Annotated in this window: 13 protein-coding genes; 7 read left to right on the top strand and 6 right to left on the bottom strand. The window is 64.1% G+C overall.

The features are described from left to right. Genes ACVZUB_RS08435 through ACVZUB_RS08420 form a run of 4 tightly spaced genes read right to left on the bottom strand, consistent with a single transcriptional unit; the run spans window position 1 to window position 5235 of the window. Window positions 1-759, bottom strand: coding sequence for an ABC transporter ATP-binding protein (locus tag ACVZUB_RS08435; protein ID WP_003941866.1), 759 nt, complete (start codon window positions 757-759; stop codon window positions 1-3). Beyond that, a complete protein-coding gene (locus ACVZUB_RS08430; RefSeq protein ID WP_063314758.1) occupies window positions 756-1499 on the bottom strand; it encodes an ABC transporter ATP-binding protein in 744 nt (247 codons plus the stop codon). Before ACVZUB_RS08430 ends, ACVZUB_RS08435 begins: the two co-directional genes overlap by 4 nt. Beyond that, complete coding sequence (locus tag ACVZUB_RS08425; protein WP_482628289.1) at window positions 1492-3750, bottom strand: ABC transporter permease; 2259 nt, start codon at window positions 3748-3750, stop codon at window positions 1492-1494. The genes ACVZUB_RS08430 and ACVZUB_RS08425 overlap by 8 nt, the downstream gene beginning before the upstream one ends. Before the next feature lie 60 nt (window positions 3751-3810). Continuing rightward, complete coding sequence (locus ACVZUB_RS08420; protein ID WP_063314760.1) at window positions 3811-5235, bottom strand: ABC transporter substrate-binding protein; 1425 nt, start codon at window positions 5233-5235, stop codon at window positions 3811-3813. Between the two features lie 284 nt (window positions 5236-5519). Between ACVZUB_RS08420 and ACVZUB_RS08415 the strand changes: the two genes are divergently transcribed. Genes ACVZUB_RS08415 through menE form a run of 5 tightly spaced genes read left to right on the top strand, consistent with a single transcriptional unit; the run spans window position 5520 to window position 8831 of the window. Next, entirely contained in the window at window positions 5520-6719 is a 1200-nt protein-coding gene (locus tag ACVZUB_RS08415; protein WP_007728486.1) for an inorganic phosphate transporter, read from the top strand. Between the two features lie 15 nt (window positions 6720-6734). Next, a complete protein-coding gene (locus ACVZUB_RS08410) occupies window positions 6735-6998 on the top strand; it encodes a hypothetical protein (protein WP_003942079.1) in 264 nt (87 codons plus the stop codon). A 54-nt stretch (window positions 6999-7052) separates the two neighbouring features. Then, a complete protein-coding gene (locus ACVZUB_RS08405; RefSeq protein WP_003941853.1) occupies window positions 7053-7388 on the top strand; it encodes a DUF3349 domain-containing protein in 336 nt (111 codons plus the stop codon). Between the two features lie 4 nt (window positions 7389-7392). Next, window positions 7393-7695 carry a DUF3349 domain-containing protein gene (locus tag ACVZUB_RS08400; RefSeq protein ID WP_003941976.1) on the top strand — a complete coding sequence of 101 codons (303 nt, stop codon included), beginning with the start codon at window positions 7393-7395 and terminating at the stop codon, window positions 7693-7695. Beyond that, complete coding sequence (gene menE, locus ACVZUB_RS08395) at window positions 7692-8831, top strand: o-succinylbenzoate--CoA ligase (RefSeq protein WP_482628288.1); 1140 nt, start codon at window positions 7692-7694, stop codon at window positions 8829-8831. Before ACVZUB_RS08400 ends, menE begins: the two co-directional genes overlap by 4 nt. 54 nt (window positions 8832-8885) lie before the next feature. Here menE and ACVZUB_RS08390 read toward each other — a convergent pair whose 3' ends face one another. After that, complete coding sequence (locus ACVZUB_RS08390) at window positions 8886-9779, bottom strand: type IV toxin-antitoxin system AbiEi family antitoxin domain-containing protein (RefSeq protein ID WP_050768582.1); 894 nt, start codon at window positions 9777-9779, stop codon at window positions 8886-8888. Between the two features lie 154 nt (window positions 9780-9933). Between ACVZUB_RS08390 and ACVZUB_RS08385 the strand changes: the two genes are divergently transcribed. Both ACVZUB_RS08385 and ACVZUB_RS08380 read left to right on the top strand, forming a co-directional pair. Beyond that, complete coding sequence (locus tag ACVZUB_RS08385; protein ID WP_003941960.1) at window positions 9934-10941, top strand: daunorubicin resistance protein DrrA family ABC transporter ATP-binding protein; 1008 nt, start codon at window positions 9934-9936, stop codon at window positions 10939-10941. Further along, window positions 10938-11765 (top strand): ABC transporter permease, encoded by an 828-nt coding sequence (locus ACVZUB_RS08380; RefSeq protein ID WP_003941848.1) that lies wholly within the window; start codon window positions 10938-10940, stop codon window positions 11763-11765. The genes ACVZUB_RS08385 and ACVZUB_RS08380 overlap by 4 nt, the downstream gene beginning before the upstream one ends. A 21-nt stretch (window positions 11766-11786) precedes the next feature. Here the strand turns inward: ACVZUB_RS08380 and ACVZUB_RS08375 are convergent, their stop codons facing one another. Beyond that, a complete protein-coding gene (locus ACVZUB_RS08375; protein ID WP_042453055.1) occupies window positions 11787-15035 on the bottom strand; it encodes an AfsR/SARP family transcriptional regulator in 3249 nt (1082 codons plus the stop codon). Between the last annotated feature and the right edge of the window lie 21 nt (window positions 15036-15056).

Genomic DNA, 15056 nt, shown 5'->3' with positions numbered 1-15056 from the left:
TCATCCTCCTAGATAACTGGTAGAAAGTTCGTTTTCGATGTCGTGTGGATCGCCGGTCTTGACGACGCGTCCCTGCAACATCAGTGCGGCCGACGTCGCGATGGGCAGCACCGCTCGCGCGAACTGCTCGGCGACGAGAATGGAAATGCCTTCGGCTGCAAGCGAGCCGACGACGTCGTACATCTGCGAGACGATTCGAGGTGCGAGACCCATCGACAGCTCGTCGAGCAGGAGCACCGTCGGGTGAGTGCCGAGTGCCCGTGACAGCGCCAGCATCTGCTGCTCACCACCGGACATCGATCCGGCCAACTGTCCGCGCCGCTCCCCCAGGATCGGGAACCTGCCGTACGCAACCTCTTCGAGTTCGGCCAGCCCGACGCCCGTTCCGGTGGCGATCCACAGGTTTTCCCGCACAGTGAGGTTGGCGAAGATCCCGCGTCCTTCGGGGATGGAGCAGACCCCCAGCCGAGCCAACTCCGAAGGCTCGACTCCGTTCACGACCTGGCCCGCGAGCCGGAACTCGCCGCGGGTGACCGGAAGGACGCCCGAGCAGATCTTGAGCGTCGACGTCTTGCCGCCACCGTTGGGTCCGAGTAGCGCCACCACGGCGCCCGGTTCCAGAATCAGGTCCACCCCGTGCAGAACTTCGATGGATCCGTAACCGGCGCGGACACCGGACAGTTCGAGCAACGGTTCGGCGCGGTCGGGGCTGCGTATACCCTCGTCGATTTTCGCCTCGCCAATTTTCGCTGAAGTCATACCGCCTCCTCCTCGGTCCCGATGTAGGCCGCGATCACTTCCGGATCCGTCCGGATCTTCTCCGGTTCACCCGAGGCGAGGACTGCGCCGTAGTCGAGCACGTGGATGGTCGAGCACACTTTCATCACCAGCGGGATGTCGTGCTCCACCAGACAGATTCCGAGTCCACCCGCAGCAAGTTCGGTGAGCATCTCGGCAAAGACCTCGGTTTCCTGCTCGGTCTGACCCGAGGCCGGTTCGTCGAGCAGCAGCACTCGCGGGTCGGTCATGAGCGCCCGTGCAACTTCGACGACGCGGGCGCGTCCGGTGGGGATGTCCGCGACGTCCTTGTCCGCGACATCCGTCAGCCCGGTCAGCTCCAGCAGACGATCCGTCTCGCTGTCCACGTCGATCTTGTTGCGGCCGTTCGCCTTGTGGATGTCTCCGGCGACGCGCAGGTTGTCACGCACCGACAGCGAGACGAACAGTTCGAGCCGCTGGAAGGTACGTGCCAGCCCGCGACCTGCCCGCTTGTGCGGCGGTAGCTTCGTCACGTCGACGCCGCCGAGGAACACCTGACCGGAGGTGGGTTTCTGCAGCCCGGTGATGGTGTTGAAGAGCGTCGTCTTGCCGGCACCGTTCGGTCCGATGAGTCCTGTCACGGTGCCGGGTTGCACGGTGAGCGAAACGTCCTTGACCGCGACGTGTCCACCGAAACGAACGCTCACACCGCGCGTTTCGAGAAGTGGTGTATCAGACATGGACGGTCAACTCCTTCGGCGAGCCACCCTGGTACTGAGGAATCCCCAGTTCGCGGTCGATCTCGTCACGGATCTCGGGGCTGTAGGGGACATCGATCCCGATGTCCTCGGGAACGACTGTCGCTTTGGCGGCCAGTTCCTCCGGAGTGAGAACCGCGCTGGGCATGACCATCTCACCGATCACCGGCAGCATGAACACCACCGCGATCGTGATGGACGCGAACCACCAGTTGCCGAGTACACCGGTCAGAGCGAGGACGTAGGTCAGCAGAACGACTGCGGCGCCGCCGATCAGAACAGGCTTGGCACCGGCGAGCCGTCGGTAGCCCTCGATCACGCTGTGGACCGTTCCGCTGGGGTTCGCGCCGACGCCGATGCCGATCAGTGCCGGGCTGACTGCCGCGATGTTGCCGAAGAGCAGCCACATTCCCTCCAACTCCGGTTGCGCCGAAGCCAGATTGGTGAACGAGACCATGATGACCGCAAACCCGATTCCAGCCATCAGTCCACCGAACAGGGCGCCGGTGACGTATCCGATACCCGCGACGACGGTCAGCATGAGCAGCGAGAGGCTGACCATGATGGCAAAGCTCTCGCCCGAGACGGACCCCATGGCGCTCGACATCAGAATGCCGCCGAGACCGGCGATCCCCGAAGAGATCATGAAGACGCTGAGCTTGAGCCGAACCAGGCTCTGTCCGAGCATGGCCGAACCGGCCGGGCTGTCCTTCATCGCCGCGAGTCGGCGCCCGTAGCCGCTGTTACGCAACGCGATGACGCCGACGCCGAGTATCGAGAACAGCGCGGTCACGGTCATCAGGAACACCGTCTCGTTGCTCAGATCGAGCGGACCGATCTTCAGCGGAGGGAGGGCGATGTTCCCGTCCTTGAACAGCGAGTACTTCATGCCGAACATCTCGTGTTCGGTGGTGTCGCGAAGGACCATGTTGGAGAGGAACACTCCGAAGGCCATGGTTGCCAGCGCGAGATACAGCCCTCTGAGCCGCAGCGCCGGCAGGGCGACGAGGCCACCGATCACGGCGGTGACGAGGACTCCGACGACGATGCCCCACAGGTTGAGGTGCGCAGCCAACCCGGAACCGGAGATCCCGAAGTGGAAGGCCACGATGGTAGCGATAGCGCCGAAAGATACCGGCGCCAAGTTCAATTCACCCGCGTAGCCGGTGAGGAGTGTGAGCGAGAGCGCGATGATCGCGAAAGTCATTCCGATGGTCAGTGTGGTGACGGCGGAGGTCACCATCAGCAGACGGATCAGGTAGACGATGACGATCAGTGCCACGCCCCAGACGACGGCCTTGGGCACGCTCGGCACGTGGTAACGCTCGCGAGTACGAGTGACCGCGCCACGCAAGCGGTCCTGTGGGAGCACGATCAGCACCACGAACAGCGCGATCATCGGCAGGGAGACACGGAAATTCGATGTCCAACTCCAACTCGTCGGGAAGTACGCCAATACGTACGTACCGGCAAGCCCGAGGACCACGGCGCCGACGAACGTGCGCGGAATGCTGCGCAACCGGCCGAACATGGCCGCGGCAAACGCGTCGATCACCAAGAGTGTCAACATGTTCGCCTCGAGTGTGCCGCCACTGATCGGGGTGATCAGGATGCCGGCCAGGACTGCGAGCGTCGAACCCATCGCCCAGGACAGGGCCGCAAGACGCTCCGGATTGTGGCCGTTGAGGCGCAACAGTTCCGGATCGTCGACGACGCCGCGCATCGCGACACCGGCGCGGGTGCGCGTGAACAGGATGCGCAGGCCGACGGCGATGGCGATCGCAACGAGGATGCAGATCAACTCGTGGTAGCGGATGCTCGCGCCGAACACCGTGATCTTGGACTGGTCGCCGAAGAACATCTGCATCGTCCGAGCGGTCTCGGGGTGCCAGAACCAGTGCGAGATCGAGAGCATTCCGAGCAGGATCGAGACCGTCACAACGATTTTGGTGACCTCGGCGGTATCGCGCAGACCCTTCATGATCAGGACGTAGAGGCCGAGGCCCATCAGTGGCCCGACCAGGACGAGTGAAATCAGCAAAGCGACGACGGTGGGAAGTTCCCAGCCGTAGCGCAACTGCCAGTAGATGAACGCACCGAGCATTGCCTGTGCACCGTGCGCGAAGTTGAAGATGCCTGACGTGTTGTACGTGAGTACCAGCCCGGAGGCGGCGATCGCGTACACCGACCCCAGGACCAGGCCCAGGATCGTGAAAGTGACAAAAGTGTTCATGGCTGAACCCTCGTTAGGGACTCGGGCGGCGGTTGGCGCTCGCCGCCCGAGTCGGAAGAATCAGGACTGCGGCTTGATGACGTTGGCGTTCTGGTACTTCGTCGACACGCGGTCAGCGCCGAGTTCGGTCCCCCAGGTGCTCTTGTCGGTCGCGACGAGGTACTTGGGGTCACACTTGAATTCGCCCGCGGTGGACGGGAACGCCTGCGCGTAGCTACTGCCCTTCAACGAGGTCATGAGTCCGCAGGTGGCCGGCATGTTCTTGCCGGGATCGGTGACGGCGTGCAATCCGCCGCCGTCCCACTCGTGAATGTTCGAGAGTTCGTTCACCATGCACTGACGCGTCAGATCGCTACCGCACTCGTCCGCGGCGGCCGCCCACAGCAGGAAGGACGACGCCGCCTGCATACCGAGGAGCGCGGTCTTGCCACCCTGCTCGGAGACCAGATCGACGTACTTCTTCACTGCGGGCACCTTGTCCGCGTTCTCGAGCATCTGGAAGGTCATGCCCGCGTTGAGGTTGTCGAGCAGTCCGGTGTCCTTGTTCCAATCGGAGACGGTCGCGCCGTACCAGGTGGCTTCACCGAAGAAGATGGGATCGATCCCGACCTGGTCGAGGGCCTTCACGAAGTTCAGCTCCGACGGGCTTGCCGATCGTGACGTCCAGATCCCCTTCGCGCCGCACTCCTTGTACTTCTCGGCGAACGGCACATAGCTCGATTCCCCCTCGTAGTTGAGTGTGACGCCGCAATCCTTGAGCTTGAAGCCCGCAGCCTCGGCGATCGAGCGAATCTTCGTGGTGGAGCTGATGATCGTGGGCATCGTGCTGTTGACGACGTCGAAGTCGTTCACCAGATCGGGGTGCATCTCGGCCATCTGGAACCACTGCGAACCGTTCGCGTAGTCGACCGGGAACGGGACACCCTGGAATGTCATCGGTCCGTTGGCTGCGTCGGGTGACACGGTGAAGCCTGGCACGGACACCAGGTTGCACGCGACACGCGTCTGCTCGGCGGTCTGATCCATCGCGAAGCCGTAGCCGACCATCATGAACTGGCTCGCGCACGCTTCCTGCATGACTGAGTTGGCCTGCGTCATCGCGGCGTCGTAGTCGGTACCGACAACCTTGCGGCCGTTGATGCCGCCCTGATCGTTGCACCAAGAGATGAGCGCGTTCACCGCATCGCTCATTTCCTTGTTCAGTCCAGGAGACTTCACATAACCGCGGTCGTCACCGAACCCGATCTTGATCTCGGTGTCGCTGACGCCTTGATCGGTTGCGCCGGTGGCGTCGCCTTCACCACAGGGCGAATCGAGGGTGCCGAACTTCGCGTCGGATGTGCTCGACGCAAGGTCTGCGCTGACGCCGGGTCCGCCGACAGCGACGGCGTAGGGATCGTCACCACGATTCGATGCGCAGGCTGACGCCAGAACGGCGGTCGCGGCGAGTGCCACGATCAGCTTCGTGGACTTGTTGGGCTTCACGGTCGGAGCTCTCCTTCTCACTGACAGACACCGAGAAACAGGGGTGAAACCCCTGTTCCGGTGCGCTCGGTGCCCGTAGGTAATCAGCGTTTAAAACGGTCCGAATGTGCCTTCCCGGTGAGTGAGACCAAAAAGTGAGGTCCCACACAGGGTTCCGATTTCGTGGCGCTGAACACATCGCGAACGGCAGCGCCGCAGCCCACGCGCGGGGACGTACTCCGCGGAGCCCCTGTTCGCATCCCGTTCGCTGTACTTTTACGCGTTCGATACGCACAATTCACGTTGTGACCGCAGAGCTCGTAATCCTCCTGGTGGTAGTTGTCACCGCCCTCGCGTTCGATTTCACGAATGGTTTTCACGACACCGGTAACGCAATGGCCACCTCCATCGCGACCGGAGCACTCAAGCCCAAAGTTGCGGTCACACTTTCCGCGATCCTGAACCTGGTCGGGGCGTTCCTGTCCGTCGAGGTCGCCGCGACGGTAGCCAAAGGCGTCGTCAACCTCGGTGCGGTCAGTGGGCAGGATCTGCTGCTGATCGTCTTCGCCGGTCTCGTCGGCGGAATCATCTGGAATCTGGCGACCTGGCTGCTCGGATTGCCGTCGAGCTCCTCACACGCACTGTTCGGCGGATTGATCGGCGCCGCAATCGCCTCCATCGGTATGGGCGGCGTCGAGTGGGGTGGAGTTCTGACCAAGGTCGTCGTCCCCGCGATCCTCGCGCCGGTCGTCGCGGCCCTGGTCGCAGGCGTCGGTACCAAGCTCGTGTACCGAATCACCGCATCCGTCAAGGAAGACGAGCGTGAGCGCGGTTTCCGTTTCGGCCAGATCGGCACCGCCTCATTGATCTCACTTGCGCACGGCACCAATGACGCCCAGAAGACTATGGGCGTCATCTTTTTGGCCCTGGTCGCTCACGGCACCATCACCGCCGAGACCGAGATGCCGTTCTGGGTGAAGTTCACCTGTGCCGTCGCGATCGCTCTCGGCACCTACCTGGGCGGTTGGCGCATCATCCGCACCCTGGGCAAGGGCCTTGTCGAGATCGCCGCGCCGCAGGGTCTGGCAGCCGAAGCGTCGTCCGCCGCCATCATTCTCACGTCGAGCCACCTCGGACTCCCCCTCTCGACCACCCACGTCGCCACCGGATCGATCCTCGGTACCGGCATCGGGCGCAAGGGCGCCGAGGTCCGCTGGGGCGTCGCAGGCCGGATGGCCGCCGCCTGGTTGATCACCTTGCCGTCGGCCGCAGTGGTCGGCGCCATCTGCTGGGCACTCGCGCATCTGATCGGCGGCCTGGCCGGCGTTCTCGTCGTCTTCGCTGCCCTCATCGCGTTCGCGATCTTCATGTACCTGCGTTCGCGTAAGGAACCCGTAGACGCCGCCAACGTGACCGCCGAATGGGACGAGAATCCGGATGCGACGGCTCGCGAGATTCCGACTGCTGATCCCACTCCGTCCACCGAACCCACTCGCAACTCCTGAAAGGGGCGCAAGAGAATGCATCTACTCACCGATACCCTCGATTCGCTCTGGCAGGTAGTGGCAGTCGGACTGCTCTTCGGAGCCGGACTGCCGGCGATCTTCGCCTTCGGCCTCAAGTCGCTGAGTCTGCCGAACGCCGACGGCACCGAAGGACCGTCCACCCTGGGTAAAATGGGTGCGTACCTCTGTTTTGCGGTCGTGCTCGTCACGATCTTCGCCGGAATACTGTTGTTGATGAAGAACTTCTTGGCCAGCACGTTCGGAATCCACGTCTTCTGAGTGGTCGTCGCGGCACACCACTGAAACCACCGAAACGAAAATGAGGCCGAGGATTTGAGCAAGTATTCATTGCGCAGCGTGCTCGACTGGCTGCGTGCCGGGTATCCCGAGGGCATCCCGGACAAGGATCATTTTGCGCTGCTCGCCGTTCTCCGTCGTCGTCTGACCGACGAGGAGATCGAGCAGGTCGTTTCGATGTCCATCGAGTCGGCACACGAAGTGCCGGACCGCCATGTCGACTACGACACCATCCGCGCCATCATCGAGGGAATCCTCAACGAGGAGCCGTCCGAGGACGACGTCGATCGTGTCACCGAAAGGCTGCGCGCAGGTGGGTGGCCGGTCATCGAAGACGTGGACACCGACAACGAAGTTCGAGACGTGAGCTGACGTCATGGCCCTTCCGCCCTTCCTCACGTCGATAGTCGGCTGGTTGCGGGCCGGCTATCCCAATGGCGTCCCCGAGCAGGACTACATCCCACTTTTCGCGCTCCTCACTCGCAGACTCTCCGAAACCGAGGTCGACGCCGTCGCCGACGCGTTGATCGAGGACGGCGATCTGCCCATCGAGAAGACCGACATCCAGGTCCTCATCACGAAGATCACCAACGAGATGCCACTCGAAACCGACGTCGACCGCGTACGAAGCCATCTGGCTGCCGGTGGTTGGCCGCTGGCTGGACCGGACGTCCGGTGAACGTTCTTCGCACACTGGCCGTTCCACAGGGTGAGGCGGTCTTCGAGGTACTGCCTGCCATCGCGCAGATCCTGGACGGCGTGCACGACGCCGTGCTTCCCGTCCCGGCGGCCGACGCACGCGAGACGGCCCGACTGAGCGACGCTCTGCACCCCGATCAGCCAATCGACGACGGCATCTCGCTGGTGGTCGCCACGTCGGGGACCACCGGAACCCCGAAGGGCGCGATGCTCGCCGCGAGCGCACTGCGAGCCAGCGGCGACGCGACCCATGAACGCCTCGGCGGCACCGGATCCTGGTTGCTGGTTCTCCCCCCGCACCACATCGCCGGGATGCAAGTTCTGTTGCGCAGTGTCCTCGCCGAAACACAACCGGTGATCGTCGACGTCAGTGCGGGTTTCGACCCTGCCGCATTGCCGGGCGCTGTCGCCGCGATGAGCGGACCGCGCCGCTACACCTCGTTGGTGCCGACGCAGTTGGTCAAGGCACTCGGTGATCGCGCCGCGGTCGAGGCTCTGGCTTCGCTCGACGCGGTTCTGCTCGGCGGCGCTGCTACTCCCGCACCGGTACTCGCGCAGGCCACCGAAGCGGGCATCACCGTCGTCCGCACCTACGGGATGAGCGAAACGTCCGGCGGTTGCGTCTACGACGGAATCCCGTTGTCCGGAGCGCAGATTCGTATCGACGACGGGCGAGTACTGCTGGGCGGTCCGATGCTCGCGTCCGGGTACCGCGGGCTTCCCGACCACCCCGCTTTCGCCGAACCCGGATGGTTCCGGACCGACGACGCCGGAGCTGTGGTCGACGGGGTCCTGCGCATCAGCGGCCGGTTGGACGAGGCAATCTCCACCGGTGGGCTGACCGTCGTACCGCAGGTGGTCGAGGCCGCGCTGGCCGATCACCCCGCCGTTCGCGAGTGCGCGGTGATCGGCATCAAGGACCCGCGGCTGGGGCAGCGGGTGGTGGCCGTCGTCGTACCCGAGGGCGAAGCTCCGACGCTCGACGAACTACGCGCACATGCTCAGCGGACACTCGACGTCACCGCAGCGCCGCGGGAACTCTTCGTCCTGGACGCGCTCCCCCTGCGCGGACCGGGCAAGCTCGACCGCGCCGCCCTGGTGGCTCGGTTCAGCTAGCAGCCGCAGCCCGATTGTTCAGCCGCAGGCCTGATCAGCGCCGCGGCTGCACAATCAGCGCGCGGCTCCGCGGAGGCAAGCCCGCTCGAACCTTTCGCGGACACGTTCGAAGTCGCGAAGATCCGCCCATACCCACCGGAACACCTCGAACCCCGCGTCCCGGATCGCGTCCTCCCGCAGTTTCTCGCGCTCTACCGCCCTCCCTGGATTGTCGCCGCGATACTTGACCATCCCGTCGAACTCGCCCACCACACCGTGCTCTTTCCAGAAGAAATCGACTCTCCCGATGAACCGGCCACCGTGACGGATCTCGTGCTGCAGGGTCGGCATCGGCCAACCGTCGTCGCGCATGCGTACCCGGCTGATGGACTCCCCCGGACTCTCGGCACCTGGTTCGATGAACGTCGCCGCCACTCGAGCGCGACTCATTCCCAGCCGTCCGCGCGCATGATCGAGCGAAGCGTCGACGTTCTCACGCCTCATCCCACGTCGCAGGGCGCAATCACCGATCACCACGGCGGTCTCGAACGGCGTCGTCCGTGCGAGGTCGACGAACGTTCGCGCAAGCGACGTGGTTGCGACGCCGTCGATCAGCACGACCTCCTCGGCCGGGACCACTGCCGGATGAAGATGCAAGGTTTGACTCTTCCGCCCACCCGAGCACCGGTTACGCGTCATGTGCACGGTGTCCAATCGCAATCCGCCGCAATCCAATCCGTGCATGACCGCTGCCGAAGCGTGGCTCACGATTGCGCCTGGTCCACAGCTTTCGGTGGCTACCATGACAGCGCAGCGGTGGCGTGCTCTCGCATCGAGTTCGCGGAAGTGATCGGCGCGCATGTAGATCCCCGCTGCGATTCGGTGCAGCTCGCCGCGCCTGACCGCTCGCTGCAACTGCGCGTCGCTGGTGCCGTCCCGGTGAGCCTGTGCCCGCGTAAGAATCTCCATGCAGCGAGCGTGATGCCGCCGCGCCCGCACACCGACAAGCAAGATCCGTCTGGGGATTGTTTGCCGGTTGTGGAGCACCGACCTCGCGCACTGTGCAAGTAACCGCAAGTTCCACGCAAGGTCCATGCAAGATCGGTCTGCCAAGCTTCATCCCATGAACCACACAGCTTCGCCTCTTGCCATCGAGGCCGACGGACTCGTCAAGAAGTTCGGCGAGCACCGCGCGGTCGACGGCGTCAGCCTCACCGTCCCCACCGGCTCGGTGTTCGGCGTCCTCGGGCCGAACGGCGCCGGCAAGACCACCACCGTCCGCATGCTCGCCACTCTCCTTCGCCCCGACGGCGGTGAGGCGCGCATCTTCGGCCACGACGTCAGCCGTGAACCCACCGCGGTCCGATCCCTGATCGGCGTCACCGGTCAGTACGCCTCCGTCGACGAGGATCTGACGGCGACCGAGAACCTCGTGATCTTCTCGCGGTTGCTCGGCCTGAGCCGCCGCGATGCGCGCACCAAGTCCCTGGAACTCCTCGAGGAGTTCGATCTGGTCGAGGCCGCGACCAAACCGCTGAAGAACTTCTCCGGCGGCATGCGTCGACGCCTGGATCTGGCGGCAAGCCTGATCGCGCGCCCGCCGCTGCTGTTTCTCGACGAGCCCACCACCGGCCTCGATCCGCGCACCCGCGCCCAGATGTGGGTGACCATCCGGCGACTCGTCGCCGAGGGTTCGACGGTGTTGCTCACCACGCAGTACCTCGACGAAGCCGATCAACTGGCCGATCGCATCGCGGTGATCGACCGCGGCCGCGTGATCGCCAACGGCACCGCCGACGAACTCAAGGCTTCGGTCGGGATCTCCTCGCTCCAACTCAAGCTGGTCGATCGTGATCGCACCGAGGAGGCTCGCTCGCTCATCGCCGCTGCGCTGAGCGTCGAGGTGGGTGTCACTCCCGAGGTCGGGCGGATCACCGCCCCGCTGAGCGACCCGTCGATCACGGCGGACCTGTTGATCCGTCTGCGTGAGCAAGGTATCGCCGTCGACGAAATCAACGTACAGAAACCCAGCCTGGACGAAGTGTTCCTGACCATCACCGGGCACCAGCCCGAAGACGGTGGCCGCAACGACGCCCAGTCCGACAACGACTCCGATCGGAGCGTCGCATGACAACCACCCTCACCAAACCCCGGTCGCCGATAGCCCAGCCGGATGCCGCACCCCGCCGCATCAGCCTGCAGCAGAGCTTCGCGAACACGTTCACGATGGCGTACCGCGGAATTCTCAAGATCAAGCACAATCCCGAGCAACTGTTCGACGTCGTCATCCAGCCGATCATCTTCACGTTGATGTTCACCTACATCTTCGGCGGCGCGATCGCCGGTGACGTGACGGCATATCTGCCGACGATCATCCCCGGCATCCTCGTCCAGACCGTCATCACCGGTTCCATCGTCACGGGCACGCAGCTTCGTGAGGACATGGACAAGGGCGTGTTCGACCGCTTCAAGTCCCTTCCCATCGCTCGTATCGCCCCGCTGTCCGGTGCATTGCTCGCCGACGTCGTGCGCTACGGCATCGCCACGACCATCACGTTCATCGTCGGTTTCGCGATGGGTTACCGCCCCGCAGGCGGCGTGGTCGGCATTCTGTCTGCCGCGATCCTGGTCATGGTGTGCGCGTTCTCCATCAGCTGGATCTTCGCTCTCATGGGCGTGCTGATGAACAAAGCGTCCACGGTGCAGGGTGTTTCGATGCTCGTGCTGTTCCCGCTTACGTTCCTGTCGAATGCGTTCGTCGATCCTGCCACCATGCCGAGTTGGCTTCAGAAGTTCGTGAACGTCAATCCGGTCTCACACCTGGTGACCGCGGTTCGCGAGCTGGCCAACGACGGCCACTTCGGTATCCACGTCGTGTGGTCGCTGGTGGGCGCCGCGGTGATCGTTGCCGTCATGGCACCTTTGACCGTGCGGATGTACATGCGCAAGACATAAGTCCCGCACCATCGTCCAGACCTAGTCCAGCACCGGTCCGCGAAGCGCAGCCAACACTGCTTCGCGGACCGCTCTGCGTGAGTAACCCGATACCTTCTCGGTTTCCACAGACCACCTGTCGGCTCCGACCAGACCAACCGCGAAGTCGGAGAGGCGCGCGTGATGGAGCGAGACGAAGTCTTGTCTCCCCGGCATTTTCAACGACAAAGCCATCAGTTCGACTCCGCGTTCGATGTTGCCCGTGACAAGATCGAACGACCCGATCGCCGACGCCAACGAACCCGCGAGCGGCAGGTCCGCGTAACCGTTGGGATCGAGCTTGAGAGCACTCGACTCCTTCATCTGCAGAACGCGGCCCGCCACCAGTTCGTGCCGGCCGTGAACTGCGTGAGCGCACACAGCCGCGGCACCGAGCAGAACGACGAAGGGATCACCGAAGATGTTCTCGATCGCAGAACCCAACAGCTCCAGCGCTTCTCGATACCGAGCCAAGCCCTCGTCGATACGGCCGTCCGCGAGATCCGCCTCGGCGATACTCGCTATGAGCGCTGCGCGCCGTTGATCGGTTTCGATGGCCCCGGTCCCACCCGAATGCGCCAATGCCGGACGTGCACGATCGAGAAGCACCCGACCACCAGCCGTGTCACCGGCCGCGATCATTGCTCCGGCTTGAAAGCAGATGAGCTGCATCGCCTCGTCACGCGCACCGAGGCGTTCCATCGACGCCGCCGCGATCGCGTAGAACTCGATGGCCTCGCCATAGCGGGCGGATTGGCTGTGAACCGACCCGACATGTTGGGCCGCCATCGCCAGACCCCACTCGTCACCGATGCTGGTGGCGTAGTCGAACAGAGTCTCCCCGTCCAGCAACGCACCGCGCAGATCTCCGATGTTCTCCCGCATGTTCGAACGCGCGGACAGCGCCGCCATTCGGGTCTCGGGATCGGAACTGCGAACGCCTTCGGCCACCAACCGCGCAAGTTTGTGGTTGGCGATCCCACTCGTGGTCAGCTTGATCAGAAATGCGAACAACGGACCGAGATCATCGCGCTCACGCAACAACTTTCGAAGTCGGATCCGCGCACGGGCATGGTTTCGATCGGCCTCTCCGAAGAAGAGATGCATCGCCACCAGGATGAACGTAGCGCCCACCAGTTCTGCATTCACGTCGCGCAGATCGTTGTCCGCGGTCGCCCCGACGATCTTCGACGCCCAGTTCGAGATTTCCGAGTTCGATCCTCGTACGGCCCACAGAATCGCGAGGACGGGAAAGACGTTGGCTACGGTCACCGCGTCGCCGCGTTCCACGGCCCAGCGAAGTACAGCCAGAAGGTTGTCGTGCTCGGCATCGAGGTCGGCAATCAGACGGAGCTGATCCGTCCTTGCACGCACGACGGCATCCTCGGCGATCGCAATCGCCCAGTCGTCGAGGCGCCGAATCACTTCCGGTCCCTCCCCGGACGCGGCGAGTTGCTCCTCGCCGTATTCACGGACAGTCTCGAGCATGTAGTACCGAAGATCTCCCTGCCCGTCGCTGACGGAAAGAAGTGACTGATTCACCAGCGCTTCGACGGCACTTGCCACATCGGTCAACTCGCCCCACCCGGCAACGGCCTGCGCCGAAGAAAGGGTGAAGCCGGCCGGGAATCGGCACAATCGACGCAACGCAATCTGATCCCCGCTGCCCAACAGATTCCAGCTCCAGTCGATCACCGCGTGCAGGGTGCGATGCCGATCCGGAGACGTCGGATCATCGGAGCGCAACAACGCGAACCTGTCTCGCAGTCTCGAACCGATTTCGTCGACGCTCATGGTACGGACCCGAGCGGCAGCGAGCTCGATCGCCAACGGGAGTCCGTCGAGCGTCGTACACAGCTTGACTACCGCGTCGACGTCCAGATGAACAGAGGGCCGCACCGCACGGGCTCTCGCCGAGAAGAGTTCGACTGCCGAGCCGCTTCCGTCGTCGATCGCCAACGGCGGCAACGGGTACACCGCCTCGGCACTGATCATGAGCGGAGAACGACTGGTGGTCAGAACCGTCAGCTGACGACCGGCCGCGATCATCTCGGCCACGATCTCCGAACACGCGCCGATCACGTGCTCACAGTTGTCGAGGATGAGCAACATCGGACCGGCGGACAGCGCCTCTTTGAGTCGCTCTCTCGCCGAATGCGTTCGGCCGACGGTCAATTTGCCTGGCGCCAGATCGGATTCGCTGATTCCGAGGGTGCCTCCGATGGCCGCGATGACATCTTCGCTGCTGCGCAACGACGCCAACTCCACGAGGACCACCGAGACGCCCGGCTGATTCACGGATCCGCGCAGGCCCAATTCGTGTGCGAGACGGGTCTTTCCGGCGCCACCAGGTCCGAGAATGGTGACGACGCGCGAGCGGGCGAGCAAGGATTCGATCTGGTCGATGTCGTTGTCGCGACCGAGCAAGGTGTTGGGGGCAGCGCGCAGACCGATCGCACGCGCGGCCCGCGGTGTAGCCGCAGGTGCCCCGAGAAGTTCCGCGTTGAGAGTCACCAGTGCGGGTGACGGATCAGCGCCCAGGCGATTGGCGAGGTGGTTGCGGAACTCCGCGAACACTTCGAGTGCCTCGTTGACTCGGCCTGCTCCGGCGAGCGCACGCATCAACGCCTCGGCCGCTGTGTCGTCGAATGGGCTCGCCAGATGGCGTCCGCGCACCAGGGGAATGGCTGCCGCGTACTCCCCCAATGTGAGCAACGCGTCGATCTGCGCCGTCTCCAGTTCGTCGTACACCCGGCCTGCGTCGAGCGCCAGACGATCTGCAACGTCGCCGACGACGTCACTCCCGGGGGTACCGCGCCACAGGCGCAATGACGCGGTCGTGACGGCGAGCGCTTCGGACGCGTCGGCGCCGACGGTGCGCAGACCACGGGCGGCGTCCGCTGCCCTGGCCAGGTCGACACGCTCCCGAGCGAGAGTGAGCCGGTATCCGGCCGCCGTGACTTCGAGGGCCCCGTCCGGGAGTGCAGATCGCAGGCGCGAGACCTGAGTGTGGAGGGCGTTCATCGGTGAGCGCGGCGGCTCCAGCCCCCAGACGTCGTCGATCAGGCTCTGCGCGGTACGTGGCTCACCCGGATTGCGAGCCAGCGCAACCAGCAGAGTTCGAGCTCGCGGACCCGGCAACGGAACCAGACGACCGCCCACTTTGGTCGAAACGGGTCCGAGCAAGGCAATGTCTGCCAGGTCTTCGCCCGACTGCGCGTACCTGGCGCGCTCACTCACGTCTCGAGTCATGTGCTGATCCACCGCGTTCGA

This window comes from Rhodococcus sp. OS5 (assembly GCF_056837585.1).
Note: the sequence above shows the minus strand (reverse complement) of the source record. Positions and strands in the feature narration are given on the sequence as shown.